General features: G+C 62.5%; 25 protein-coding genes and 1 pseudogene. 18 read left to right on the top strand and 8 right to left on the bottom strand.

Going from position 1 to position 26,691, the window contains the following annotated elements:
• Positions 1-33: 33 nt before the first annotated feature.
• From V5B44_RS12060 to V5B44_RS12040, 5 genes and pseudogenes are all read right to left on the bottom strand, one after another.
• Positions 34-696 carry a hypothetical protein gene (locus V5B44_RS12060; protein ID WP_332359275.1) on the bottom strand — a complete coding sequence of 221 codons (663 nt, stop codon included), beginning with the start codon at positions 694-696 and terminating at the stop codon, positions 34-36.
• Between the two features lie 7 nt (positions 697-703).
• Positions 704-1,835: pseudogene (locus V5B44_RS12055) on the bottom strand (IS630 family transposase).
• A 30-nt stretch (positions 1,836-1,865) separates the two neighbouring features.
• Complete coding sequence (locus V5B44_RS12050) at positions 1,866-2,840, bottom strand: B12-binding domain-containing radical SAM protein (protein WP_332359274.1); 975 nt, start codon at positions 2,838-2,840, stop codon at positions 1,866-1,868.
• A gap of 21 nt (positions 2,841-2,861) precedes the next feature.
• Positions 2,862-4,163 (bottom strand): patatin-like phospholipase family protein, encoded by a 1,302-nt coding sequence (locus V5B44_RS12045; RefSeq protein ID WP_332359273.1) that lies wholly within the window; start codon positions 4,161-4,163, stop codon positions 2,862-2,864.
• Between the two features lie 209 nt (positions 4,164-4,372).
• On the bottom strand, positions 4,373-5,299 hold the full coding sequence (locus V5B44_RS12040; protein WP_332359272.1) for a LysR family transcriptional regulator: 927 nt from the start codon (positions 5,297-5,299) through the stop codon (positions 4,373-4,375).
• 98 nt (positions 5,300-5,397) lie between these two features.
• On the opposite strand from V5B44_RS12040, the gene V5B44_RS12035 reads away from it, so the two are divergent.
• The 5 genes from V5B44_RS12035 (at position 5,398) to V5B44_RS12015 (ending at position 9,780) form a co-directional block, all read left to right on the top strand.
• Positions 5,398-6,174 carry a ferredoxin--NADP reductase gene (locus tag V5B44_RS12035; protein WP_332359271.1) on the top strand — a complete coding sequence of 259 codons (777 nt, stop codon included), beginning with the start codon at positions 5,398-5,400 and terminating at the stop codon, positions 6,172-6,174.
• 174 nt (positions 6,175-6,348) lie between these two features.
• Positions 6,349-8,013: an energy-dependent translational throttle protein EttA gene (gene ettA, locus V5B44_RS12030; RefSeq protein WP_332359270.1), complete on the top strand. Its 1,665-nt coding sequence runs from the start codon at positions 6,349-6,351 to the stop codon at positions 8,011-8,013.
• A 26-nt stretch (positions 8,014-8,039) separates the two neighbouring features.
• On the top strand, positions 8,040-9,266 hold the full coding sequence (locus tag V5B44_RS12025; protein ID WP_332359269.1) for an RtcB family protein: 1,227 nt from the start codon (positions 8,040-8,042) through the stop codon (positions 9,264-9,266).
• Positions 9,267-9,361: 95 nt separating this feature from the next.
• A complete protein-coding gene (locus V5B44_RS12020) occupies positions 9,362-9,499 on the top strand; it encodes a hypothetical protein (RefSeq protein WP_332359268.1) in 138 nt (45 codons plus the stop codon).
• 8 nt (positions 9,500-9,507) lie between these two features.
• Positions 9,508-9,780 (top strand): hypothetical protein, encoded by a 273-nt coding sequence (locus V5B44_RS12015; RefSeq protein WP_332359267.1) that lies wholly within the window; start codon positions 9,508-9,510, stop codon positions 9,778-9,780.
• Between the two features lie 104 nt (positions 9,781-9,884).
• On the opposite strand, the gene ptsN is transcribed toward V5B44_RS12015, so the two are convergent.
• Entirely contained in the window at positions 9,885-10,343 is a 459-nt protein-coding gene (ptsN, locus tag V5B44_RS12010) for a PTS IIA-like nitrogen regulatory protein PtsN (protein ID WP_332359266.1), read from the bottom strand.
• A gap of 202 nt (positions 10,344-10,545) precedes the next feature.
• On the opposite strand from ptsN, the gene V5B44_RS12005 reads away from it, so the two are divergent.
• Genes V5B44_RS12005 through V5B44_RS11990 form a run of 4 tightly spaced genes read left to right on the top strand, consistent with a single transcriptional unit; the run spans position 10,546 to position 14,751 of the window.
• Positions 10,546-12,024, top strand: a complete 1,479-nt coding sequence (locus V5B44_RS12005; protein ID WP_332359265.1) for a DUF4118 domain-containing protein — start codon at positions 10,546-10,548, stop codon at positions 12,022-12,024.
• Positions 12,021-12,719 (top strand): response regulator, encoded by a 699-nt coding sequence (locus V5B44_RS12000; protein ID WP_332359264.1) that lies wholly within the window; start codon positions 12,021-12,023, stop codon positions 12,717-12,719. The genes V5B44_RS12005 and V5B44_RS12000 overlap by 4 nt, the downstream gene beginning before the upstream one ends.
• Positions 12,716-13,624, top strand: coding sequence for a potassium transporter TrkG (locus V5B44_RS11995; RefSeq protein WP_332359263.1), 909 nt, complete (start codon positions 12,716-12,718; stop codon positions 13,622-13,624). The genes V5B44_RS12000 and V5B44_RS11995 overlap by 4 nt, the downstream gene beginning before the upstream one ends.
• Before the next feature lie 56 nt (positions 13,625-13,680).
• Positions 13,681-14,751, top strand: coding sequence for a potassium channel family protein (locus V5B44_RS11990; protein WP_332359262.1), 1,071 nt, complete (start codon positions 13,681-13,683; stop codon positions 14,749-14,751).
• A gap of 45 nt (positions 14,752-14,796) precedes the next feature.
• Here the strand turns inward: V5B44_RS11990 and V5B44_RS11985 are convergent, their stop codons facing one another.
• On the bottom strand, positions 14,797-15,168 hold the full coding sequence (locus tag V5B44_RS11985) for a VOC family protein (protein WP_332359261.1): 372 nt from the start codon (positions 15,166-15,168) through the stop codon (positions 14,797-14,799).
• Positions 15,169-15,218: 50 nt separating this feature from the next.
• Positions 15,219-16,607 (bottom strand): sensor histidine kinase, encoded by a 1,389-nt coding sequence (locus V5B44_RS11980; protein ID WP_434735452.1) that lies wholly within the window; start codon positions 16,605-16,607, stop codon positions 15,219-15,221.
• 520 nt (positions 16,608-17,127) lie between these two features.
• On the opposite strand from V5B44_RS11980, the gene V5B44_RS11975 reads away from it, so the two are divergent.
• The 9 genes from V5B44_RS11975 to V5B44_RS11935 all read left to right on the top strand — a co-directional run bounded on the left by V5B44_RS11975 (position 17,128) and on the right by V5B44_RS11935 (position 26,686).
• On the top strand, positions 17,128-18,300 hold the full coding sequence (locus V5B44_RS11975; protein ID WP_332359260.1) for a hydrogenase small subunit: 1,173 nt from the start codon (positions 17,128-17,130) through the stop codon (positions 18,298-18,300).
• 1 nt (position 18,301) lies between these two features.
• A complete protein-coding gene (gene hybA / locus V5B44_RS11970; RefSeq protein ID WP_332359259.1) occupies positions 18,302-19,327 on the top strand; it encodes a hydrogenase 2 operon protein HybA in 1,026 nt (341 codons plus the stop codon).
• 2 nt (positions 19,328-19,329) lie between these two features.
• Entirely contained in the window at positions 19,330-20,499 is a 1,170-nt protein-coding gene (hybB, locus tag V5B44_RS11965; protein ID WP_332359258.1) for a Ni/Fe-hydrogenase cytochrome b subunit, read from the top strand.
• 23 nt (positions 20,500-20,522) lie between these two features.
• Positions 20,523-22,226, top strand: coding sequence for a nickel-dependent hydrogenase large subunit (locus V5B44_RS11960; protein ID WP_332359257.1), 1,704 nt, complete (start codon positions 20,523-20,525; stop codon positions 22,224-22,226).
• 80 nt (positions 22,227-22,306) lie between these two features.
• The gene (locus V5B44_RS11955) at positions 22,307-22,798 is read left to right on the top strand and encodes a HyaD/HybD family hydrogenase maturation endopeptidase (RefSeq protein ID WP_332359256.1); all 492 of its coding nucleotides are present in this window, start codon (positions 22,307-22,309) and stop codon (positions 22,796-22,798) included.
• On the top strand, positions 22,798-23,109 hold the full coding sequence (locus tag V5B44_RS11950) for a HypC/HybG/HupF family hydrogenase formation chaperone (protein ID WP_332359255.1): 312 nt from the start codon (positions 22,798-22,800) through the stop codon (positions 23,107-23,109). The genes V5B44_RS11955 and V5B44_RS11950 overlap by 1 nt, the downstream gene beginning before the upstream one ends.
• A complete protein-coding gene (hybE, locus tag V5B44_RS11945; RefSeq protein WP_332359254.1) occupies positions 23,106-23,741 on the top strand; it encodes a [NiFe]-hydrogenase assembly chaperone HybE in 636 nt (211 codons plus the stop codon). The genes V5B44_RS11950 and hybE overlap by 4 nt, the downstream gene beginning before the upstream one ends.
• 144 nt (positions 23,742-23,885) lie before the next feature.
• Positions 23,886-25,871: a cation:proton antiporter domain-containing protein gene (locus V5B44_RS11940; RefSeq protein ID WP_332359602.1), complete on the top strand. Its 1,986-nt coding sequence runs from the start codon at positions 23,886-23,888 to the stop codon at positions 25,869-25,871.
• A 122-nt stretch (positions 25,872-25,993) separates the two neighbouring features.
• Positions 25,994-26,686 (top strand): Crp/Fnr family transcriptional regulator, encoded by a 693-nt coding sequence (locus tag V5B44_RS11935; protein WP_332359253.1) that lies wholly within the window; start codon positions 25,994-25,996, stop codon positions 26,684-26,686.
• The last annotated feature ends 5 nt before the right edge of the window (positions 26,687-26,691 follow it).

The raw sequence follows: 26,691 nt of genomic DNA, 5'->3' as shown, positions 1-26,691 counted from the left end.
CTGTCTCCAGAGACGCCAGGATCTGGCGCTTTTTCAGGATATGGCAATTGCATTATAGGTGGGGACTGTCGCCGCTTCGCCCTTCCCGGTCGGAGGGAGCAGGCTGGCTGCGTCGCCAATCAGGTCATCGTGCAGCTCGCCATCGGGATCAGTAACGTATAGCGGCTCGAAATGCCCGCGGTAGCGTTCGGGAATCCTGATGCGGGGGCGGTACAGCGAGCCGAGCGGTTCGGAGCTGGCAAGGTAGCTGCGGCAACCCTCCCGGCCGGGTGGAATGCCGTCGCGGCCGTTGCTGCCGAAACGCGGGTGGCTCATCGTCCAGGCGTTTCCCAGGCCGCTCAATAGTCCCCACCTGGATAGCGTCGCGCGATAGCAGCAAAAGAACCGCCAAGCGTGCGCTGCCAGCTTGCGTTTGGAAATCAGGCCCTTATCCATGCGCGCAGCAAAGGCGATGGCGTTTTCGATGGCGTCGACAGGGTAGCATACGAGTGACCGCCCGTCCATGTCGCGCAACTTGACGTTCGGCAGCAACAGACCCTCGCGCAGCCGTCTGCCAAACAGCGGCGTCCCCAGCATCGGGATGGTAAAACTAAGGAAGCTCGGCAGAGTAATGCGCGGGTTGGCGACGATGAATTCAATTTCAGCCAGCAAGTCGTCGATCGTCTGGTCAACTAGTAGTACGTTCCGCGAAAACATGGTCAGATCAGGCTATGGCGAGATCGAACTTCTTCCAACGAAAGACGACTGGGGCCGCGTTCATCTCGTCGACTCCTTGGTGGATGCGTGCCTTGAGTTCGTCCAGAGAAGTGACCCGGATATGCCGCAAGAAGGTGCGAGCCATCTTCGAGAAGGCGCACTCGATGAGGTTGAGCCACGAGCCGTGTTTGGGGGTGTGGACATACTCGAAGCGCCCAGGGCGCGTCGCGAGGAAGGCCCGGGTTTCCTTCGAGATGTGTGCCGAATGATTGTCGAGAACGAGGCGAACGATCGCCTCTGGAGGATAGTGGGCGTCGATGTCCTTGAGCAACTCAATGAACTCGGCGCTACGGTGCCGATCCTCGACTCGCTCGAAGATATGACCGGAGTGCAGATCAATGCCAGCCAGAATCGAGACGGTGCCATGGCGAACGTACTCGTAATCGCGCCCGAGGGTGGGCGCTTTGTCAGGCACCGGAGGCAAGTCCGGCGCCGTCAGCCCCAGCGCCTGAACACCTGGCTTCTCGTCGACGCTCACGGTGTAGATCGGATTTGGACGCGCATCATGAACAGCGGTACAAAGCCACATCCTGATAAACCATCAGAACCTCTTGCATCTTCCGATCGAAATCCGGGTCGCGCCGTTCCAGGTAATAGCTGATCTTGTGCGGCTTGATCTGCCGCTCGTTGAGAATCCGCCAGACGGTACTCTTGCCCGCTTGCGCCAAACGCGGATGGCCAGCCTCCTCGGCATGGCTCGAGACAAATTCCGCCAACGCCGAAATCGACCACACTTCCGCTGCCCGTCCATGATCTTTCGGTTTGGTACAGGCCAAACTGACCACCCAGGCCTTGGCCTCCTCGCCAATCTCAGGCTCATGCGGGCGATGATAGGCATCCTTCAGCCCAGCCGCCACACCTTCGGCCAGGGCTTTGTCGATACACTTGTACACCGTCGAACGTCCCACTCCCACTCGGCGCATGACCTCAGTAATCGACCGGTTCTCCGCGTACGCCAGAAGAATCTTCGCCCTCTCGGCTTCACGTACCGGCGCCGTTCTCGACCGGGCCAGATTCCAGAGCATCTCCTCTTCCGCCGCCGTCACTGCCAGTGCCGCCCGACTCGTCTTTCCGGACATGACCACACCTCACACAGAAAAGGCTTGAAATCATGTCATTATCACTGAATGTTCATGTCTATTGTTGAAACGAACTACTAGGTCAAAGATCAGACCGTAGTGGAAGATCAGACCGGCCTCCAGACACGATCGGATGGTTTCCTCCTGCGGCAGCACCAGATTCTGTTTCTTGTTGAGGGCGGTGACCTGCGCGCGGCTGAACGATTCGACGCCACTAAAAACCCCGATGCAGCCGGATTCGCGTGCCAGCGAGACGTTGTCGGCGCCTTTGAAGAAATCGGCAGTCACCAGCGCCGCCCAGCCGCCGAACTTCCGTTGTTCGAACAACCCCTTGAGGAGCGCCATGCGTGCCTTGAAGTGCGCGCGCGGCCCGGCAAAAAAATTCTGGTCAAGGAACATGACGCACTGACGGTAACCAAGCGCCTCAATCTGCCGGCGCACATCGTCGAGGTCGTAGGCCATGAATTGCTGGTCTTCGGCCGTCATGGCGCAAAAGCTGCAGCGGAAGTTGCAGTTGCGGGAGGTTTCCGCATAGCCGATGATGCGATTCCCGGGCAACAGGTCATGCCGCGCAATGGGTATGTCGGCAGCGTGCCCCGGGCCAAAGACCGCATCCACCACGCTTGTTATCTGCTCGACATCCCCACTGCAGACGTAATCAAAATAGCGGCGGCTGAGATTGGGCAGCATCCGCGCCAACGGACCGCCCATGGCGACAACGATGCCCGGATTGACCGCTCGGGCATACGCCGTGACCTGCTTCATGCGGTCGAACGCCGGGTTGAGGCCGGTCAGTACCAACAGGTCTGCCCATTGCAACGCGCGAAGATCCTCGAAAGGGCCGTTGCGAAATTCGCAGGCGAGCCGGATATCGACGTGCGCGGGATCGAGCATTCCGGCCAGAACCGCCGGCGCTATCGACTGCGGCACGAGCCAGGGGTTCCCCCGCGCGTGACGGTGGTTGTCGGAATAGCAGTTGAGAATCAGGATTCGTGGATTGCGCATGCCGGGCTCGGTTCGCTGGCCTCAAGCCGACAGCGCGGTCCAGGCGGATTTGGCATCGCGATACCAGCGATGGCCAATCTCGCACAAGCGATCCGTGTTCGCCAAAGGAGAATCCGACGATGGCGACGCCCAGATGCCGCAACCCCGAATGGGTTGATTGTGCCATTCATCCCGCAACCACCCGTCGCATAGCCGCTTGATCAAGTCCACGTCGTCTTGCCTGCGCGCGGAGATATCCATCTCGGCAATGCGGCGGAACTCTCCCACCCCCCAGCCAACTGGAACGTTCCACTCCCCGGTCGCGCGATCGATGACCGGCTGAATCACCGGATTCATGCGCACAATTGCCGTTTCGGTGTGGGGACAACAGGAGACGTCGAGCGGCAAACCGCCGTCGAGCATCAGGTGAGCAATGAAGGTGTGCGCGTCCGGAGGATCAGCGATGATGGTCTTGCCGACCTTGACAAGCTCCGGGAGAAAGCCGGTCCTGGCGCGCGGCTGGCACAGCGCATCGGGGATCCCTTCGGTGCCGCACTCGGGTAGAAAAACCGTGCTGGTGCCAAGCGAGAGGACGCCGATGTCGCGACGCGGCACACCCATGGCGATGGCTTCGACAACGCCTGCCAGCACTGGATTGTTGTAGCCCGTCATGGCGCCGTCCCAGAAACGGCAACCGTCAAATTCAGCTGGCTTGTCGAACCAGTTGATCGGTGCGGTGCTTGACGCATGCGCCGCTTCCGCCAGGGTCGCGCGCTGCTGCCGATGCGGGAAGCTGGCGGCCGGGCTCGCGACATTGCTGCGCATCATGCGAGCCCGGTCCCGGTCGAAGTCGTAGGTCACAAAAAGAAAGGACATTGGCCGGTCCGGTTCATCGCGCTGCGCCCGGAACGAAGCGATGCTGTCGTTGAGGATTCCGTGCAGGCTGTGCAGCGAGGTGGTGCCCATCCGGGGCAGTATGCGATGCAGGAATTCAAGCTTGCCACCGGTCGAGAAACGCCGGCCAACCGGGCTCGACGGGGAGAAAACACCGGTAACCAGCTGCAACAGACTCCGGTACCAGGGCAAGCGCCCAAAAAGTGCATGCCGATTGGCAGGGCTGTCGAACAGCTCGAAGATTTCGCGCGGCGCATAGCCCTCGATCAGTGCCGCAGCGACGATCGCCCCGCCCGAGCAGGCCGACACCAGGTCGAAATGGCTGAGAACCTGATGTCCATCCTCGCCCGGAAAGAGATCATCAAGCACCTTCGCCTGGATCAAGGCAAAGGTACCACCGCCGTCCAGCGACAATATACGGAAGGGCTTTCTGCCCGGCCTGACTTCCATCGGCAAGGCTTCCAGTAAAAGACACCAAGTGTCCCTTTTCTTGCGATTTCAAGCAAATGATATTATGCGGGAAATTTCCCCACAGGCGCTGCGTGCCGGCAAGGGATGCACGCGCGTGCGGGAGTTGGTTCGTCGGGGAGCTTCGGCCAGGGCAAATCTGCGACCGGTCAGGTTGACCGCCAGGCGAATCAGTTCAGCGGTCGCTCCACCTAAGGAATGACCGGCCATTCGATCTGGTCGCTACGCTCGATACCGGCGGTCATCGTCCGACAAAGGCCGATGAACTCGCGCATCCCGGCGGTCTGGAATTTCCGATGGTGCCAGAGGAAGTGGAAGTGCCGGCGCAGGTCGAGTTCGGGCGTTTCGATCGCCACCAGGCTGCCGCGTCGGAACGCCTCGCGCAGTGCGAGGCGCGAGATGCAGGCAATGCCGAGGTCGAACTCGACGGCGCGCTTGATGGCTTCGGTATGTTCCAGTTCGAGTCGGATGTTCAAGGCCGAGTGGTGATGGCGCAGAGCCTGGTCGAGTGTTTCTCGCGTTCCCGATCCGGGTTCGCGCACAATCCATGCCTCCCTTGTCAGTTCCATCAGCGTTGCCCTGCCCTCTTTCGCCAGCGGATGAGTGGGCGCGCAGAACACCACCAGTTCGTCGGCCACCCAGGGTTCAACGATCAGATCGGGGTGACGGCAGGTACCCTCGATCAGCCCCAGATCGAGTTCGTGGCGCGCTACCTGGGCGACGATCGTGCTCGTGTTTTCCACCTTTAACTGCAACGTACCTTCGGGGTGGCGCTTGAGGAAATCAGCGACGACCAGCGTCGCGAGATAGTTGCCGATGGTCAGCGTTGCGCCGATGCGCAGCCGTCCGTATCCGGCGCGACCTTCGAGCACACTGGCGATAGCCGCCGCCCGCTCGATCAACTCGACGGCCTGCGGCAGCAGCGCCTGCCCGAGTTCGTTGATACGCAGCGACTTGCCGAACCGGTCGAAAAGTTGGGTGTCGTACAGTCGTTCGAGTTCGGCGAGTGCCGTGCTGGTCGCTGACTGCGACAGGGAAAGCTCTTCGGCGGCACGCGAAACACTCTCGTGCCGGGCAACCGCAACGAACACCTCGATCTGGCGCAAGCTGTATCGCATATTTATTTTGTAGATATCATCTATTCAACAAATCGGTTTTACAAATATAACATGAGCAAATACGATTTCCCGGTCAAGAGCCAACCATGGTCAAAACGATGAGCAACTTCTCCGCCCAACGCGTCCTTTCGGTCCATCACTGGAACGATACCCTGTTCAGCTTTCGCACCACCCGCGATCCTGGCCTGCGCTTCATCAATGGTCAATTCGTGATGGTCGGCCTGCCGCAGGCGGGGCGTCCGCTGACTCGCGCCTACAGCATTGCCAGCGCCAATCACGACGAATACCTCGAGTTCTTCAGCATCAAGGTACCCGACGGCCCATTGACCTCAAAGCTGCAACACCTCGCGGTCGGTGACGAGGTCGTTGTCAGCCGCAAGCCGACCGGTACGCTCGTGCTGCGCGACCTGCGGCCCGGCCAGAATCTCTATCTGCTGGCGACCGGTACGGGTCTCGCGCCGTTCATCAGCCTGATCCAGGACCCCGAGACTTATGAGCGTTTTGAAAAGGTGATCCTGATCCATGGTGTTCGCTGGCAAAAGGATCTGGCCTACCGCGACTTCATCAGCGAGGAGTTGCCCCAACACGAATATTTCGCCGATCTGGTGCGCGACAAGCTGATCTATTACCCGACCGTCACCCGCGAGCCGTTCTGCCACCAGGGTCGAATCACCCAACTGGTCAACAGCGGCCGCCTGTTCGCCGACATTGGCCTTCCCCCCTTCGATCCGGCGCGCGACCGCGCCATGGTCTGCGGCAGCCCGGCGATGATCAGGGACTGCTGTGCCCTGCTTGACAGCCGGGGCTTCCAGGTATCGCCGTACATCGGCGCCCAGGGTGACTACGTTATCGAACGGGCATTTGTCGATAAATAGGGGCTGTGGTTTGGTCGGTCGCAGTCCGTGGCGTCGGCTGGCCTGACGCGGGCCACCCTGCGAAAGCGCGATGTTCAGCCGGCGTGGTCGGTCAGTCTCGGGTAGACTGACGTCTTCCGGACGCGGCCTGCGTTCGCCAACGGCTCCTCCACCCGCTGATCGACAAGCAAAACCATGGCTCAATACGTATTCACGATGAACCGCGTCGGCAAGATCGTGCCGCCGAAGCGCCAGATCATCAAGGACATTTCGCTCTCCTTCTTTCCCGGCGCCAAGATCGGCCTGCTGGGCCTCAATGGCTCCGGCAAATCGACCGTTCTGCGCATCATGGCCGGAGTCGACAAGGACATCATCGGCGAAGCGACGCCGATGCCCAACCTCAAGATTGGGTACCTGCCGCAGGAACCCCAGCTCGACCCCGAAAAGACTGTCCGCGAGGAAGTCGAGTCGGGCCTCGGCGAAGCCTTTGCGGCCCAGGCCAGGCTGGAAGCGGTGTACGCAGCCTATGCCGAACCCGACGCCGATTTTGATCAGCTCGCGGAGGAGCAGGCGCGCCTTGAAGCGATCATCGCCACCGCCGGCTCCGACCTCGGCAGCCAGCTCGAACTCGCCGCCGATGCGCTGCGCCTGCCAGCCTGGGATGCCCTGGTCCAGAACCTCTCGGGCGGCGAGAAACGCCGGGTCGCGCTGTGCAAACTGCTGCTCTCGAAGCCCGACATGCTGTTGCTCGACGAACCGACAAACCATCTCGACGCAGAGTCGGTCGATTGGCTCGAACAGTTCCTCGTGCGCTTCCCCGGCACGGTGGTCGCGGTGACGCACGATCGCTACTTCCTCGACAACGCCGCCGAGTGGATCCTCGAACTCGACCGCGGCCAGGGCATCCCGTGGAAGGGCAACTACTCGAGCTGGCTGGAGCAGAAGGAGGCGCGCCTGGAGACGGAAGGCCGCCAGGAGGCTGGCCGGATCAAGGCGATGAAGCAGGAGCTCGAATGGGTGCGCCAGAACCCGAAGGCCCGCCAGGCGAAGAGCAAGGCACGGCTGTCACGTTTCGAGGAACTGTCCAGCGTCGAGTACCAGAAGCGGAACGAGACGCAGGAAATCTTCATTCCGGTCGGCGAGCGCCTGGGCGGCAAGGTGATCGAATTCACGAACGTCAGCAAGTCCTTCGGTGACCGTCTGCTGATCGACAGGCTGAGCTTCAACGTTCCGCCAGGCGCCATCGTCGGCATCATCGGCCCGAACGGCGCCGGCAAATCGACGCTGTTCCGCATGCTGATCGGCAAGGAGCAACCGGATTCGGGCGAGATCGAGATTGGCAATACCGTCAAGCTCGCCTATGTCGACCAGAGCCGGGACTGTCTCGACGGTGACAAGACCGTTTTCGAAGAAATTTCCGGCGGTGCCGAGTTGCTCACCGTTGGCAGGTATGAAACGCCGGCCCGCGCCTACATCAGCCGCTTCAACTTCAAGGGCGGCGATCAACAGAAGCGCGTTGGTCAACTGTCGGGCGGCGAGCGTGGTCGCCTGCACATGGCCAAGACGCTGATTGCCGGCGGCAACGTCCTGCTGCTTGACGAGCCGTCAAACGACCTCGACGTTGAAACACTGCGTGCGCTTGAAGACGCTCTGCTTGAATTCGCCGGCAGCGTGCTGGTCATTTCCCACGACCGCTGGTTCCTTGACCGGATCTGCACGCACATTCTCGCCTGCGAAGGTGATTCGCAATGGACCTTCTTTGCCGGCAACTACCACGAGTACGAGGAAGACAAGAAACGCCGCCTTGGTGAAGAGGCAGCGAAACCGAGGCGGATTCGCTACAAGCCGATTACGCGCTAGCAACCTGTCGGACTTGGCTCGCTGGCATGAACCCGGAAGCAATCGAAGTCATCAAGGTGCCGGATGGACGGCCGATCAAGCTGTGGACCGAAGGCGTGCCGATCGAGGACGCGGCCCGCCTCCAGCTGATCAACACCGCCCGCCTGCCATTCATCTTCCGCCACCTCGCGGTGATGCCGGACGTGCATCTGGGCAAGGGTTCGACGATCGGCAGCGTGATCCCGACGCGCGGCGCGATCATCCCGGCGGCCGTCGGCGTGGATATCGGCTGCGGCATGATCGCTACCCGCACGACCTTGAAGGCTTCCGACCTGCCGGACAGCCTGCACCCCCTGCGTAGCGCGATCGAGCAGGCGATACCACATGGCCGTACGGTCGGCCGCGGCAAGCGCGACGAGGGCAGTTGGCAGAACCCGCCGGAACGGGTCAGCGCCTTGTGGGCCGAACTGTTGCCCGGCTTCACGCGCATCGTCGAAAAGTACCCCCACCTCAGGGATACCAACAACCACAAGCACCTGGGTACGCTGGGCACCGGCAACCACTTCATCGAAGTCTGCCTCGACGAGGCCGACCACGTCTGGTTCATGCTGCACTCGGGTTCGCGCGGCGTCGGCAACGCCATCGGCAGCACCTTCATCGCGCTGGCACAGGCGGATATGCGGCAGCACCTGGCCAACCTGCCCGATCGCGACCTCGCCTACATCGAAGAAGGCAGCGTGCATTTCGACGATTACCTTGAAGCGGTCGGCTGGGCACAGAACTATGCGCGCCGCAATCGGACGGCAATGATGGACAGTCTGATCGCCGTCGCACGCAAGGTGATCACCAGGCCCTTCACCGTCAACGTCGAGGCCGTCAACTGCCACCACAACTACGTCCAGAAGGAAACCCACTTCGGGTCCGAGATCTTCGTCACCCGCAAGGGCGCGCTGTCGGCGCGCAAGGGCGAACTCGGCATCATCCCCGGCTCGATGGGTGCCAGAAGCTATATCGTTCGTGGCCTCGGCAACGAGGAGTCATTCTGCTCGTGCAGCCACGGCGCCGGCCGGACGATGAGCCGCAACGAGGCCAGACGCCGGTTCACGGTTGCCGACCAGGAACGTGCCACGGCACACGTCGAGTGCCGCAAGGATAGGGAGGTCATCGATGAAATCCCGATGGCGTACAAGGACATCGACGCGGTGATGCACGCTCAGCGCTCGCTGGTGGAAGTGGTGCATACGCTGCGGCAGGTAGTGTGTGTCAAGGGCTGAGGCGTCGCCGGCGGTAGCTGCCGCCGCGACACCGGTCACCGCACGACATCGACCGCCGGTTGCCGACACGGGACAGCGCTGGGTGGCGCGGTCTGGTGGCCAAGAGCACGCAGATTGATTTGACACGCGTCAGCAGCGACAACGGGATGGACTATTCGCCCGCGTTGGCCAATAATTGCGCGCTGTTGGCCAACCACGTGTCCGCCGTCGGTGTGGCGGGCCGTTTTTCTTGAGGTTCGTGATGCGCTACCAGGTTTTCATGGAAGAAGAAGAAGGCGCCGATGGGACGGGAGAACTGGCGAATTTCGACCATCTGGATGAGGTCTGGGAGTTCATCCGCAGTCGCCTGCCGACTGGCGTCTTCAGTGATCGGCGTCTGGTCTGGGTCAAGGACCGAGAAGCCGCTGGCGACGTCTCCTTCTCCCTGACTGCCGAGCTGTGGGCAGAACATTGCGAAACCCCGCTTGCCTTCGCGCGCTGTTTCAAGATGTTTCTTGCTTTCAAACACAGCTAGACCGGCTCGGCACTGTTCTTCAGCGGACCGACTCAGCGACCGTTTTCGCAAGAGTCAGGGAGGTGAGAGGACAGCTACCGCGAAACGTGGCGTGAGGGAAGCGGTCAGTCGGCTTGCCAGGCGGCGAAGGTCGCGCGAATCGCTGCCGCGTCAGGTGCGGCAGCCAGTTTCTCACGCACCGCACGCTCGGAGAACATCTGAGCCAGGTCGGAGAGCAATTGCAGGTGCTGCTCGGTGGCCACTTCAGGCACCAGCAGGACGAAGACCAGATTGACCGGCTGGCCATCCGGCGCATCGAAGTTAACTGGGGCGGCCAGGCGGACGAAGGCGCCGACCACCTGTTTGAGGCCCTTGATGCGTCCGTGCGGAATCGCGACACCGAGTCCAAGCCCGGTCGATCCGAGCTTTTCACGTGAGAACAGGGCATCAAAAACCTGGCTGCGGCCAAGTCGCTCGGGATCTTCAAGCAACAGGCCGACCTGTTCGAAGAGGCGCTTCTTGCTGCTGACCTGGAGATCAGCCACGACATTGTCGGCGTTTAACAATTTGGCAATATGGTTCATGGCTTTCGACGTGCAGGCAGAATAGGTGGACGGCTCACCAAGGAGAGTGGTGACCGGACATCAGGGTGCGCCGGATTATAGCTCGCCGCCGCAGCCCCGCTCATTTCCCCCGGTTCTTTTGCGCGGATGATCGGGGGCTGTTTACACTGTTTTTACATCGACTGCAGGACACTGCGCCACTTCCCCTGATCGGAGAGATTGGGTGCTCGATTACTCGTTTCGCGCGCGCTATCCGATAGCTCTGGCCCTCTGTGCGCTGATTACGGTCCTGACCCTGCCGCTGCGCGGCTGGCTGGACCTGGCGAACATCGTGATGCTGTTTCTCCTGGTCGTGTTCATCGCCGCCGTCAAACTGGGGAGAGGCCCTGCCGTTGTCGCAGCATTCCTGAGCGTCGCCCTCTTCGACCTGTTCTTCGTCCCGCCACACCTGTCGTTCACGGTCGTTGATGCACAATACCTGATCACCTTTGCCGTGATGCTGGCCGTTGGATTGATTAGCTCGCACCTGGCGTCACACATCGCCGAGCAAAATGAAGCCATCCTGTCGAAAGAACGCGAAACGCGCATGCTGTATCAACTGGCGCGCGACCTCGGGGCTGCCCTGACCCTCGAGCAGGTGGTCGACATCGTCGGCCGGTTCCTGCGTGTGATTGAAATGGACAGCGCGGTGTTGGTCGATGAAGGAAGTGCGGGACAGGAGGCGCTGACGATCCATGGCACCCTGCCTATCGGCGACGAGGCACGAGTTCATGCCCTTACGGCGTATCGACAGAACGCCGCCGTAATCGACGCAGACAGTGTGTTCCTGCCGTTCGCCGGCGCGACACGCGCGCGTGGCGTTCTCGCCGTGGCCAGGACGCGGCATGTGCTGCAGCCACTCGTTGAAGCAGTCGCTTCCCTGGCAGGCATTGCCATTGAGCGGATTCACTATGCCCAGATTGCGCAACAGAGCGAACTCGAGGTGCAATCCGAGAAGTTGCGATCGTCAATCCTCTCTTCACTGTCGCACGACCTGCGTACACCACTGACCAGCCTGGTTGGCCTTGCTGATACGCTCGTCGATACGCTGTCCGACCGCCACGCGAACTCGTCAGACCATGCCGCGGAGACGGCAGGCATGCTGCGCGACCAGTCCCTCGCCATGCACCGGATGGTGAGCAATCTGCTGGAGATGGCCCGACTTCAGTCTGGACGCGTGATGCTCAACAGGCAGTGGCAGCCACTCGATGACATCGTCGGGTCGAGTGTGCGCCTGCTTGACGATATGCTGGCGGCACGACAGCTTGACATCGGACTGCCCGCGGACCTTCCCTTGGTCTGCTTTGACGCCGTGCTCATGGAACGTGTGCTCTGCAATCTGCTGGAGAATGCAGCAAAATACTCAACCCCTGGAACAGCCATCGGTTTGCTGGCACGCGTGTGCGGCCCCAACCTGGAGGTTTCGGTGTGCAATGAGGGTGCGGGCTTCCCCGCCGATCGACTTGACCAGGTCTTTGATCCCTTCGTGCGTGGCTTCCAGGAGCCGACGGTCGCCGGTACAGGCATCGGCCTGGCGGTCTGCCGCGCCATAGTCAGTGCCCATGGCGGTGCCATCGCGGCCGAGAACACGCCGGGCAAGGCCTGGGTGCGATTGACGCTGCCGCTGGGCACCCCGCCCGAGATGGAGGGAGACCTGTCGTGAGCGATTTGCCGATACGCGTCGTGGTGGTCGAGGACAATCCGCAGATCCGCCGTTTCGTCTCCGACGCCGTTCGCAAGTCAGGCTGTATGGCGTCCGAGACCGCGACCGCCCGCGCCGGGCTTGAAGCGGTTGCTGCGGGTGATGCCCATCTCGTCATCCTCGATCTCGGCCTGCCCGACATGAACGGTATCGACTTCATTCGCGAGCTGCGGCTGTGGTCTTCCCTACCGATCCTGATCCTCTCGGCCCGTACGGCCGAACACGACAAGATCGAGGCTCTTGATGCCGGCGCCGACGACTACCTGACCAAGCCCTTCGGTGTCGGCGAGTTGCTGGCCAGGGTTCGTGTCCTGCTCCGTCGCCACAGCCCGGCCGAGGAGGCCGTCACGGCGTATCGCTTCGGCGAGGTTGAGGTCGATATCGCGCGACACACTGTTCGGCGTGCCGGAGAGGACGTTCACCTCACACAGATCGAGCACCGCCTGCTCGCCGTGATGCTGGCCAACGCCGGCAAAGTGCTGACGCACAGGCACCTGATGGGGGAGGTATGGGGCCCCGGACATCCAGAACAGGAGCACTACGTGCGTATCTATATTCGTCGCCTGCGGCAGAAACTTGAACGGGATCCGACCCAGCCACGCCACTTCCTGACCGAGACCGGTATCGGCTATCGCTTTCAGCCGGGTGTGCCATGAAGCGCTACTACCCGGTCATCCGTGTCGTCGGTGTGTTGGTCTTCAGCTTTGCCCTGACACTCCTTGTCCCGCTGGTGTTCTCCTGGTACCAGGACGATGGCGCCACCACCGCCTACGATGAAGCGTTTTTGCTCACCCTGGCCACGGGGGCTGGCCTGTGGTGGGCAACGCGCCACGAGAAGCGCAACCTGCAGATCCGTGACGGCTTCCTCCTGGTAGTGCTGGTGCGGACGATCCTGCCGGTGTTTGCCGCTCTGCCACTCGTGCCCCATCTCGGCTGTTCGCTGACCGCCGGCTACTTTGAGGCGGTCTCCGGTCTGACGACGACGGGTGCGACCATCCTTACCAATTTCAACACCCGGCCGCAGTCGATCAACCTGTGGCGCGGGATGCTGGTCTGGCTTGGCGGGATGGGGGTGATCGTTCTCGCCGTGGCCATCCTGCCCTTGCTCGGCATTGGCGGTCGCCAGATGTTCAAGGCGGAGACCCTCGGACCGATGAAGGACTCCAAACTGACACCGCGCATGGCGCAGACGGCCAAGGGATTGTGGGTGGTCTATGCCGGCATTACCGTGCTCTGCATACTGGCTTACCACTGGGCCGGCATGACATGGTTCGACGCCGTGGTGCACGCTTTCAGCACGATAGGCCTCGGTGGTTTCTCGACCCACGATGCCTGCTTCGGTTTCTGCAATTCGCCGGCAATCGAGGCGGTTTCCATCCTCTTCATGCTGATCGCCGGAATGAACTTCGCAACCCACTTCGTCGCGCTCCGCCGGCGCTCGCCGGCTGACCGACTTCCAGATCTGGGTCTGCAGCTTCGCCATGCTACTTGGTCGTCTGGAAATATTTACGCTGCTCGTGGTGCTGACACCGGCCTTCTGGCGACGATAGCCCTAAACTAGCGACATGAACGCCGATCCCTTTCTTGCGCATGGCCGATAGCCCGCTACAGGCTCGCATGCGTATCCGCCGCCGGCGCCGCCTGCGCGAATCGGACGTGCGCGTCGCAGGGCAGCTGCAGCGCATCATCGTTCGCATCGTTTGGGCCGCCTTGGTGGTGGTGATCCTGATCGGTCTCGGCACGCTCGGCTTCTACGAGATTGCCGGTGACAACGCGGACTGGTCGGATGCGCTATACATGACGCTGATCACCATCTCGACGGTCGGCTATGGCGAGATCGTCCCGCTCCATTCGATCAGCGAGCGGCTGTTTGCCGGCCTGATCGCGATCTCCGGCCTGGGCGCCCTGACCTTTCTATTCACCAGCCTGTCAGTGTTCTTCCTCGAGAAGGACCTTGATTTTTCCCTGCGGAGACGACGAATGGAAAAGCGGATACAGAAGCTGCGGCAGCATTTCATCATTTGCGGTTTCGGCCGGGTCGGTCGGAGTGTCGCGCGGGAACTCCACAACACCGGCCGTCACTACGTCGCCATGGACATCGAAGCTGATCGCTTCGAGGAGAACCTCGACAAGTTTCCCGGCCTGCTCTACCTGCACGGAGATGCGTCCGACGACGATCTGCTCGAAGCAGCCGACATCGAGGACGCCCGCGGGCTGTTTGCGGTCACCGGCGACGACTCACGCAATCTGATGATCATCATCACCGCCAGACAGCTCAATCCCAACCTGCGGATTGTCGCCCGCGCCCAGGAACTGCGCAACGTCGAGAAAATGAGCCGGGCGGGCGCCGACACGGTGATCTCACCTGATTTCACCGGTGGCACCCGCTTGGCCTCGGCGATGGTCAGACCGCACGTCGTCGGCTTCCTCGACGAGATGATCCGTTCCGACAAGAACGTACGGGTGGAAGAGGTGCCGGTTCCTCCCGATTTCCCGCCGACCCGTGTCGGCGACCTGCGTCTGCGCAGTCCCGACTACATCCTGCTCGCCTTGCGCGAGGGCGATGGCGCCTGGGTATTCAATCCCAAGGTTGACCACGTCATCCACGCCGGCAATACGATCATCGCCATGGCGAGCCCTTCCGGGCGTGCCCAGATCAAGGCGCACCTGATCGAAAAGATGGGCTGACGACTCCTCGCAGTCGCCTGGCCGCTCGTCGAGGCGGCTTTGATCTCAGGTCATCGAATGCAGACCGAAGACGTTGCCCTCGGTATCCACGGCCAAGGCACAGAAACCGTATTCGCCAATCGAGAACTTTTCGCGGCAGATGCGGCCGCCGGCCTGGGCGGCTCGCGCGGCCTCGACCGCGCAGTCCTCGCAGCCGAAATACACCAGCGTGCTGTTGCCTCCCGACGGCATCCCTTCCATCCTGACCAGCGAACCCGAGGCACCGCCCTGCCCCATCTGCATCGGAAAAGCGAACATCTCGACGCCAGGGCTGTTGAGCGCTTCTAGTTTGACTCCAAGAACGGATTCATAGAAAGACTTTGCGCGCGCCATCTCCTGCACGTAGATTTCAAACCAGCGAACCGGATTTTCGTTCATTCTGTATCTCCTTTGGCAACCAGAGCCGTTGATGTTTGGTTCGGGCAGAGTCAGGCCGGCGCCAGTGGCAGGCTCAGGGTAAAGACGGCACCGCCTTCGGCCCGGTTCGCCGCTTCCAGGCGACCGCCGTGCCGTTCGACAATGCCATAGCTGATCGACAGCCCCAGCCCGGTCCCCTGCCCAACCGGTTTGGTTGTGAAGAACGGGTCGAACAGACGCGAGAGGTTGGCCGGCGCGATTCCGGGCCCGTTGTCGGCGAAGCGCACCCGGATCGTCCCCTCGCAAACTTCAGCACCGATGTCGAGCGTCGGCGATTCGCCACCAACCGTGGCGTCACGGGCATTCTGCACCAGGTTCATCAGGACCTGCTGCATCTGCCCGGAAGACCCGATAACCAGCAATTCGGGAGGCAAGTCGACGTTGACGTGGAAGTTGCGCGGCCCGGCACGAACCACCCAGCGGACTGCCCGCGCAACGACTTCAGAAAGGTTGAAGGACTCGTCGGCGCTGCGGTCGACTGCCGAGAATCGCTTCAGTCCATCGACGATGTCGCGCGTGCGCTCGGCGCCCTCGGTCATGCCGTCAAGCAGTGGCGTCAGGTCGGCCATGATGCGGTCGATACGCAATTCCTGGCGCAATCCTTCGAGTTCCGGCGATCGCGCGCAACGTTCGGAGTGCACCGCCTCGAGATAGGTCTGCAGGCGCGTGGCGTAGCGTCGAATGGCCAGCACGTTGCCGAGAACGAAGCTGATCGGATTGTTCAGCTCGTGTGCCACCCCGGCGACCAGGCGACCAAGCGAAGCCATCTTCTCGGCCTGCAGAAGCTGCTGCTGGGTGCGCTTGAGATCCTCGTGCGCCTGTCGCAGCGCGTGATAGGCACGACGCAGTTCGCCGACCGGGCGGCCGGTCAGCACCATCCCGACCAGCTTGCCCGTGCCCGAAAGCCGTGGCGTACAGTTCAGCGAGACTGGCAGCGGGCTGCCATCGCGACCGCTGATCAGCAACTCGCAATCCTGCACGTTCGCCGGGCGCGCGGCCGAAAAGAAGTCGCGCACGCGCTGCCGTGACGCCTCGTCGGCGAAGAGATCGCAGAGCGGTCGCCCGCGCAGGACGGTCTCGTCCAGACCGATGAAGCGTCGCAAGGAATCGTTGACCTCCTGGATCGCACCGTGCCGGTTACAGACGATGAGGATGTCCGACATCGAAGCGAGAACGCTTTCGATGAACTGCTGCGACTCCTCGAGCGCGGCGTTCTTCTGCTCGAGGACCACCTCGTACTGGAGAAGGTCGTTGTACACCTCGTCCATCTTGCGAATCACCTCGACCCAGACCGTCTCGTCCACGCCGTCCAATGCCGGCGGCGCTTCCGGCAGCCGTGCATCGGGGGCAACCAGCGGAGGCCTCGGCAGGTGTTTAGTCTGCAAGCTGGTGGGAGCCATCGGGCAAGAGAGAAGGACAGGGAGACACAGCAACAGGCTGCGCGTGACGCAGGCGACCGCCCGCTGCCGAACGCGGTCGGCAGCCATGGCACAGCCTGCGTCCGCTGATACGGGCCACGGGGAATTTGCGTTTGAGGAGGAAGATCGAGCGGCTCATACCTTGATCGTAGAGACTATCGCTGCCCGTTGCAATATTGCGACGATCGCCGCGTTGATCGCGACGGCAAGGCAGGCTGCCCGCGGTCTCTGCACGTGGCAGACAACGCGGGCAGCCGCCGCTCCCGAAGGCACAGACCACCCCAACTCCACTGCAAAGAAAGTTTCCACTTGCTGCCCAAGGCGCAAAGATTGATTTCCTTCCGGCTCTGCTGGCCCGACCCGATGTCCCTGTTTTTCAATAGTTACTTCAATCTGGCACGGTTCTTGTGTGCGTCCAAGTCTGGGACCGCACGCGCGCTCCCTGACGTGCCGGCGAAAACCTCCCGACCAGCGGTCGGACGACGAGAGAGGGAACAGGAAAATGGCCAATACCAGTCTGCTAAAGCTCGAAGGTGATGCGGGTATTACCGCGGCAAGCGAACGACTCGGCATGCCGAGACGCGAGTTTCTGCAGTTCTGCGCCACCGTGGCGGCCGGCCTTGGCTTGCCGCAGGGGGCGGATGCAGCAGTCGCAGAGGCGCTCGCCACCAGGAAGCGTCCATCGGTGATCTGGCTGCACTTCCAGGAATGTACCGGCTGCACGGAATCTATGCTGCGGGCAGAGCATCCGACGCTCGAAAAGCTGATTCTCGACGTGATTTCGCTCGACTACCATGAAACGCTGTTTGCGGCTGCCGGCCATCAGGCTGAGCAGGCACGCAAGACGGCGATGGCCGAGAACAAGGGCCGCTACCTGCTGGTCGTCGAAGGCGCCATCCCGACCCGCGACGGCGGCATCTACTGCAAGGTCGGCGGCCAGACGGCCATCGATCTGACCAGGGAATGCGCCGCCGACGCGGCAGCGGTGATCGCCATCGGCTCCTGCGCAAGCTGGGGCGGCATGCCAGCCACCGACCCCAACCCGACCGGAGCTTCCGGCGTCGCAGCGGTGCTCGGCAAACCGGTGGTGACGATTCCCGGTTGCCCGCCAAACCCCTATAACTTCCTGTCCACAGTCGTGCACTTTCTGACCTTTGGCAGCCTGCCGCCAGTCGATGGACTCGGCCGGCCGACATTTGCCTACTCGCGCCTGATCCACGAAAACTGCGAACGTCGGGCTCATTTCGATGCTGGTCGTTTCGTCATCGAATTCGGGGATGAAGGGCACCGCAAGGGCTACTGCCTCTACAAGGTTGGCTGCAAGGGACCTGAGACCTACGCCAACTGCCCGACGGTCCTCTTCGGTGACGCTGGCGCGGGTACCTGGCCGGTTGGCTGCGGCTGTCCCTGCATTGGCTGCACCGAACAGGGTGTCGGTTTCAGCAAGCCGATCCACATGCTGGCCAAGGCAAAGAACGCCGAACCCCCGCAGCAGTACCCGCGCATCGTCGAAGAGCAAGGCATGGGGGCGACGCTCGGCTCGGCGGCGATCCTTGCGGCGGTCGCCGGCGCCGCTGCCGGTGGCACGGCAATGGTCGCACGTAATCTGGGCCTTTCGCACAAGGCCGAGGAAGCCGAAAAAGCCAGGACGGCGGGCGAAAGGACGGAGGTGTGAGATGCGTACAACGAGGCCAGATGTTTCCGCAGACGGCAACCCCCGTCGCCAGTTCCTGAAAGGTTGCGCCGCCGCCGGTGCCGCCGTCGCTGCCGGCGCGGTCAGCACGACAGCCGCAGCACGCGAAACCTACCAGCGCCCGCCGGAGGCACTCGGCCTGCTCTACGACGCGACGCTGTGCATCGGCTGCAAGGCCTGCGTTGCCGCCTGCAAGCGGGCAAACAACAATCCGGCCGTGTTCTCGACGGCCGACAAGCTGTGGGATACCCCGCTCGACACCAGCGGCTACACCTTCAACATCATCAAGATGTACCGCAGCGGCACGATGACCACCAAGGACGACGAGACCAACGGGTACGCGTTCATGAAGACCTCGTGCATGCATTGCGCCGACCCGTCCTGCGTTTCCGCCTGCCCGGTAACGGCGATGGTCAAGGACCCGACGACCGGTATCGTCGCCTATGACCCCGAAGCCTGCGTCGGCTGCCGCTACTGCGTCGTCGCCTGTCCGTTCGGTATTCCCAAGTACCAGTATGACTCGCCGACCGGCAAGATCGGCAAGTGCGAACTCTGCCGGCATCGCTACAAGGATGGCCACTATTCGGCGTGTGCCGAGGTCTGTCCAACCGGCGCCACGCTTTTCGGCCGGACCAGCGACCTGCTGAGCGAAGCCAAGCGCCGTCTGGCATTGCAACCGGGTAGTGTGACCACCTATCCGCGCGGCAACCTCAGCGGCGGTCCGGATCAGGGTTACGAAGGCTACGTCGGCAACTACAAGCAGCACGTCTACGGCGAAACCGAGTACGGCGGCACACAGGTCCTGAAGCTCTCGGCTGTCGACTTCGAGAAGGTTGGCATGCCTTACCTCTCACCGAAGTCGTCGGCTTCCACCTCGGAGACGATTCAGCACACGCTCTACGGCGGGCTGCTGATGCCTTTTGCCGTGCTCGGAGCAATGACCTACGTCGCCAAACGCAACGTTCATCATGAAGACGATGCGCCGGCAGACGAACCCGGGAAGGAGTGATCATGAGCGCTCAGCAGCATGCAGCACCAGCGCCGGTTGGCGGCAGCCTGTTCAATGCCACGACGCTGGTCTGTGGCGTCCTGATCGCCGTCATGGCGACGATCATCGTCGTCCGCCTGTTCTTCGGCCTCGCCTCGACGACCAACGTCAACGATGGCTACTCCTGGGGCATCTGGGTCGTGGTCGACGTCTTCATCGGCTCGGCCCTGGCCTGCGGCGGCTTCTGCATGGCGCTGCTGGTCTACATCTTCAACAAGGGCAAGTATCATCCGCTGGTGCGTCCGGCCCTGCTCGGCAGCCTCTTCGGCTACACCCTGGCCGGTGCCGCGATCACTTTCGACCTGGGGCGCTGGTGGAACTTCTGGCATATCTTCTGGCCAGGCTACTTCAACGTGAACTCGGTCATGTTCGAGGTCGCAGCGTGCATCACCCTGTATATCATTGTCATGTGGATCGAGTTCTCGCCGGTCTTTCTCGAAAAGCTGGGCCTGCGCGACGCGCGCAGGCAACTCGAGAAAGTGCTGTACATCTTCATCGCGCTCGGCGTCGTCCTGCCGATGATGCACCAGGCTTCGCTGGGAACGATGCTGGTCGTCATGGGCGGCCAGGTCCATCCGCTCTGGCAGACCCCGGTGCTGCCCTTGCTCTACCTGCTTTCGGCCATCACGCTGGGCTACGGAGTCATCCTCTTCGAGTCCTGCGTTGCCGCGTCGGCTTACCGACGGCAAGTCGAGGTACCCCTTCTCAATCCGATGGCCCGGGTCATGCTCGGTATCATGGCCGTCTTTCTGGTCGTGCGGTTCGCCGACATCCTCTTGCGCGGGGTGATTGGCGAGGCATTCAAGCCGACTTACATCGCGCTCACCTTCTGGGTCGAGAATGGCTGCCTGATCGCTCCTTTCCTCCTGATTGGCACGACCGAGGCGCGGCGCAATCCGGCCAGGCTGTTTCTCGCCGGCATCGCGGTCATGCTCAGCGGCATCCTGCTGCGCCTCAATGGCTTCCTGATCACTTTTGACACTGGGCCGGGCTGGCGGTATTTCCCCTCGGTGCCGGAATTGCTGGTTACTCTCGGAATCTTCGCCGCCGAGGTCTTCGGCTATATTTACATCACCCGCCGATTCCCGGTTTTGCCGCGTGAAGAGCCGTACGCTCAGCCGGCGCACAGCTAACGCGCTTTTCAGGAGACAAGAAAATGTCGCAAAGAGTCACGATTGATCCGGTCACCCGAATCGAAGGTCACCTGCGGGTTGACGTTGAAGTCGACGCCGGCAAGGTCAGGAAAGCGTGGGCCTCGGGCCAGATGTGGCGTGGCGTCGAGAACATCCTGATTGGTCGCGATCCGCGCGATGCCTGGGCGATCACCCAGCGCATCTGTGGCGTGTGTACGACGGTGCATGCGCTCGCCTCGGTACGCGCGGTCGAGAATGCCCTCCAGCTCGAGCTGCCGGTCAACGCCCAGTACATTCGGAACATGATCATTCTGGCGCATGCGGTGCACGACCACATCGTACACTTCTACCACCTCTCGGCGCTCGACTGGGTCGATGTCACCAGCGCCCTGAAGGCCGACCCGGCCAAGGCCGCCAGCCTGGCCGAGAGCCTCTCGAGCTGGTCGGGCAACAGCAAGGCCGAATTCACCAAGGTCAAGGAGCGCCTGGCCGGCTTCGTCGGCACCGGGCAGCTCGGCATCTTCACCAACGGTTACTGGGGACATCCGGCGATGAAGCTGCCACCCGAGGTCAACCTGATCGCTGTGGCCCACTATCTGCAGGCGCTCGAAGTCCAGCGGCACGCGAACAAGGTGGTCAGCATTCTCGGCGGCAAGACCCCTCATATCCAGAACCTTGCCGTCGGCGGTGTCTGCAATGCGCTGGCCATCGACTCGCAATCGGTGCTCACCGTCGAGCGTCTGCTGGCGGTCAGGGGCTGGATCGATCAGCTCGCCGACTTCGTGAAGAACGTTTACCTGATCGACGTCGCGGTGGTCGGTGGCTTCTACCCGGAGTGGACGACCATCGGGCGTGGCATCGTCGACTATATCTCGGTGCCGGACATTCCCCTCGACGGCAGGAACACGCAGTTTGCTCTGCCCGGCGGCCATATTGCCGGCGGCGACCTGGCCACCTTCAAGGAAATCAAGACGCACGACGACGCCTATTTCAGGGATGGCGTGACCGAATCCGTCAAGCATTCCTGGTATGAAGGCGGCAAGGGTCCACTACATCCGTACAAGGGCGAAACGCGACCGCAATACACCGATTTCCAGGAAGACGGCAAGTATTCATGGCTGAAGTCGCCAACCTTCTATGAAAAGCCGATGCAGGTCGGTCCACTGCCACGCGTACTGGCGATGGTCGCTGCCGGGCACCAACCGACCATCGACTATGCCACGCACGCGCTTGACCTGGTTTCCACCGTCGCCAAGACCAAGGTCGGTCTCGACGCGCTGCACTCGACCATCGGCCGTCACGCGGCACGTGCCGTCGCCTGTGCGGTGGAGGTGGACGAACTGGCCCGGCAATGGGATCTCCTGCTGGCCAGCATGGCCAAGGGTGACCTCAAGACCTTCAACAAGCCGGTCTTCCCAAAAGGCGAGATCTCCGGCGTCGGCATCCACGAAGCACCGCGCGGGGTTCTCTCGCACTGGATCGTGATCAACGACGGCAAGATCAAGAATTACCAGTGCGTCGTGCCGACCACCTGGAATGCGGCGCCGCGCAACGAGAAGGACGAGCCCGGGGCCTACGAGGCCTGCCTCGCCGGGACGCCGGTCGCCATTCCGGAGCAACCGCTCGAAGTCCTGCGCACGGTGCACTCCTTTGACCCCTGCCTCGCCTGCGCGGTGCATGTCGTCGACCAGGAGAAGCAGCCGGTGGTCAAGGTCAAGGCCGCCTGACCGCGGTCGCCGCAGCCCCCGCCAAGCCGCCAGGATGTCACCCTGGCGGCCCTTTCCTCATCCCGTACCGTGGACCAGTCATGCGCATAGTCGTCCTGGGTGTTGGCAATATTCTGTTGAGCGATGAAGGACTCGGTGTGCGAGCCATTGAGCGCCTGCCGCTGGCCTGTGCCTTGCCGCCGACAGTCGAGCTTATCGACGGTGGCACCAGCGGCATGGAAATGCTCGAGGAACTCGAGGGTCTCGATGCCTTGATCATCGTGGACGCGGTTCGCGCCGGCCGCGCCGCGGGCACACCGATCCGCCTGGCGGGTGATGCGGTACCGGTGTTCTTCAAGACCCGGCTGTCGCCACACCAGGTCGGGCTGTGCGATGTCCTGGCCACACTGGAGCTGCTCGGCAGGGCCCCGAAGCACACCGCCATCCTTGGCCTGCAGCCGCAGTCTCTGGCGCTCGGCATGGAACTGAGCCGCGAAGTCGAAGCCGGGATGCCGGAACTGCTGCGCATGATGATCAACGAACTGCTGATGCTCGGGATTGGTGCGTCGCCAGCGACCATCAAAGCCCGCTGATGTGCCTGTCGATCCCGATGCGGCTCGTCGTCCTGGAAGGCAGGAATGGCGACTTCGCGGTCGCCGAGCGAGGACAGGGAGACGCTCTGCGGCGTGAGCGGGTCAACCTGATGCTGATCGGCCCGCAACCGGTCGGAACCTGGGTTCTGGCCTCGCTGGGCCTGGCCAGGGAAGTGCTCGAGGATGGCGAGCGGGAGTTGATTGAAGATGCTCTCGCCGCCGTCTCTGCTGCTCTGACCGGAGACTACGACCCGGCGCGGCATTTCGCCGACCTGACCGGCAAGCCCGGAGATCCTGGCGAGCCGCAATGAGCCCCGAGTTCCGCAAGCCGGCCTTCGAGGCGAAGCAACCTCCACCCGCAGCGCCAATCACCGACAACCCCGAGCAGCGCCTGGAAGCGATGTATCTCCAGATCTGGGCGACGAACATGCGCGATCTGCCATTTGTCAATTCCGCCCTGTCCGTGGAAGCGGTCGGTTTTCGCCGCTGGCAGCCAGCGAGCACCGACCACTCGGATAGGGACACGGCAGCCGTGGCCGGAGAAGGCGGGGCCGCCAGCCCATGCGAGCGGTCCGGCGACTGGGTAGGCGCCGTCATCACGCCGTGGTTCATCAATCTCTTCGTCCTGCCAGGCGGCGGCAATCTGTGGTCCGACCGGCGTCCCGGCCAGCGCTGCCATATCCTCTTCCCGGTTGGTCCGCTCGAGTTCATCGCCGATCACGACCCGACCGCGATCGTTCCTGCCTACCAGTATTGCCCGCTGTTCGCTCCACCCAGCCAGTTCGCCTCGCAAGCGGCCGCGCGCGCGGCAGCAAGTGCCGCTCTGGAGGCCATGCTCATGGCACCCACGGTTGCGAACCCGCGGTCCGGTTCAGGCGGAACTTCGCCGCCAAAGCCGGATTCGGCCCGGCGGGCCTTCCTTCGCCGCTTCGCCAGACCCTGAGCAAGATGGACGGTGCGACCGTCCATCGGCTATCGCCAGCTTTTTTTTCTGTGGTAGATTCTGCCAAGGAAAAAACCATTGGCACAACACAGGCCTCGTGACCGCATCTCCCACGGCGCTGACGAGTGCCCCATGACTGGTGCCATGACTTCACTCGACATTGCCCTGCTGTATCTGCTGGCCGCCGTACTCGCGGTCGTTGCTTGCCGCCAGTTCAGGCTGCCGCCGATGCTGGGCTACTTGGTGGCCGGCGTCCTCATCGGGCCGAATGCCCTGGCCCTGGCGCAGAATTCTGCCGGCATCCGCTACCTGGCCGAATTCGGCGTCGTCTTCCTGATGTTCGTGATCGGCCTGGAGTTCAGCCTGCCCAAGCTGCGTGCCATGCGGCAGCATGTCTTCGGCCTTGGCCTGGCGCAGGTCGTCCTCACCATCGGGCTCGCCACGGCCGCCTCGCTGCTCCTGGCGCTGATGTTGCCGGGCTGGTGGAAGGTGTCGTGGCAGATCGCGCTGGCGCTGGGCGGTATCCTGTCGATGAGCAGCACTGCCATCGTCATCAAGCTCGTCGCCGAGCGCCTGGAGCTGGAATCCGAACACGGCAAGCGGGTGGTGGGGGTCCTGTTGTTCCAGGATCTGGCTGTGGTGCCCCTGCTGGTCCTGATTCCAGCGCTGGCGGCCGACCCGGAAGACCTGCTGCCGGCATTGGGCTTGGCCCTGCTCAAGGCAGTGGTGTTGCTCGGGCTACTGCTGACGGGCGGGCAGACCATCATGCGCTGGTGGCTGACCCTGGTCGCACGACAGAAAAGCGACGAGCTGTTCATGCTCAACCTGCTGCTGATCACCCTCGGCCTGGCCTGGCTGACCGAGCACGCCGGCCTGTCGCTGGCTCTCGGTGCTTTCGTCGCCGGCATGCTGATCTCGGAAACCGAATTCAAGCACCAGGTGGAAACCGACATCCGGCCCTTCCACGACGTGCTGCTGGGCCTCTTTTTCATTACCATCGGCATGATGCTGGACTGGCGCCTGGTGCTCGAGCGCTGGCCGATGGTGCTGGTAATGCTCACTTTATCGCTGGCGTTCAAGCTGGCGATGATCACCGGCCTGGCACGGGCATTTGGCGCCTCGATGGGGGTCTCCCTGCGCGTCGGCCTCTACCTTGCCCAGGCGGGCGAATTTGGCCTCGTGCTGCTGACGCTCGCCGGCCAGCACCATCTGGTCCCGCCGCAACTTTTCAACCCCATTCTGGCGGCCATGGTGCTGTCCATGCTGGCGACGCCCTTCATTATCCTGTACACCAACAGCATCGTTTCCAAGCTGGTGGCCAGCGACTGGTTGCTGCAGGCCGTGCAGATGACCCGGATTGCCAGCCAGGCAATGAACGTCGACCAGCACGTGATCATCTGCGGCTACGGCCGCTGCGGGCAGAATCTGGCCCGCCTGCTCGAAGGCGAAGGCATCCCCTACATCGCGCTCGATCTTGACCCGGATCGGGTGCGCCAGGCCAAGGCTGCCGGGCATTCGGTGGTCTTTGGCGACGCCGCCCGCCTGCAGGCACTGAAGGCCGCCGGCCTGCACCGCGCCAGCGCCGTCGTCGTGACCTACACCGATACCGCGAGCGCCCTGAAGGTGCTGCACCACACCCACGAGCAGGCGGTCAATCTGCCGGTGGTGGTGCGCACCGTCAGCGACGTGGACCTCGAAAAGCTGCGCGAGGCCGGTGCCACCGAGGTGGTGCCAGAAGCGATCGAAGCCAGCCTGATGCTGGCCAGTCACGCGCTGGCGCTGATGGGCGTGCCCATGCGGCGCGTCGCTCGCGTCGTGCAGGACCAGCGCGATGCGCGTTACCAGCTCCTGCGTGGTTACTTCCACGGCGCCGACGATGACAGCGCCGACGACTTCGAACAGGAGCGTCTCAGCACCGTCACTCTGCCTGCGGCCGGCTGCGCCGTCGGCAAGACGCTGGCCAGCCTGGCGCTGCCCACCGTCGGCGTGCGGGTGGCGAGTCTGCGCCGTGCCGACGGCCTGCCTGCAACCTTCGACGACGCGACCGTGCTCGATGGCGGCGACACGCTGGTGCTCAGCGGCAGGGCCCCGGCCTTGGCGCTGGCCGAAGACCGACTGCTTTCGCACTGAACAGGCCGAGGTCTCCAACCCATCGCAACGCCCCTGAGAAGGCTCGTACTTGCCGCCGGCGATCACAAATGCGAAGATTGCCCACTCCCGGCAAGTCAGTGGCCGATTTTCTTCTGAAGCCCATGCATTCACATCAACACGGCATCAACATTGAAGCGCTGCTGGCGCATGTGCCGCTGTTCAGTGGATTGGAAACTGAGGAAATTGCCCGTCTCGCGCGCGGTTCGCGCGAACTCACCGCGTCGCGTGGCGACATCCTGTTCCACAAGGGCGACATGCCAACCGGCTTCTACCTGATTGTCTACGGGCAGGTCAAACTGGCCTTCACGTCGGCGCAAGGCGGTGAGAAGGTTGTCGACATCCTGGGTCAGGGCCAGACCTTCGGCGAAGCCGTGATGTTCATGGACAAGCCCTGTATGGTGTATGCGCAGGCACTGGCCGATTCGCTCCTGCTGCACATCGCCAAGGCTGCGGTGGTTGACGAACTCAACGCTGACCCCAGGCTCGGTCGCAAGATGATTGCCGGGCTGTCGATGCGTCTGCACCACCTGATCAGCGATGTTGAATCCTACTCCCTGTGTTCAGGCCGTCAGCGGATCATCGGCTATCTGCTGCGGGAGATTCCGACCGACGGTGAGAAGTCGATCACCGTGACCCTCCCGACCAGCAAGGGAATCATCGCCTCGCGTCTCAATCTCACGCAGGAGCACTTCTCGCGCATCCTGCACGAACTCTCCGAGAAAGGGCTGGTCGTGGTCGAAGGGCGGAAGATCCATATTCCGGATGTCGGGAAGCTACGTACTTACGATCAATGAACCAT

The sequence above is a fragment of the Candidatus Accumulibacter necessarius genome, from assembly GCF_036625085.1.
Note: the sequence above shows the minus strand (reverse complement) of the source record. Positions and strands in the feature narration are given on the sequence as shown.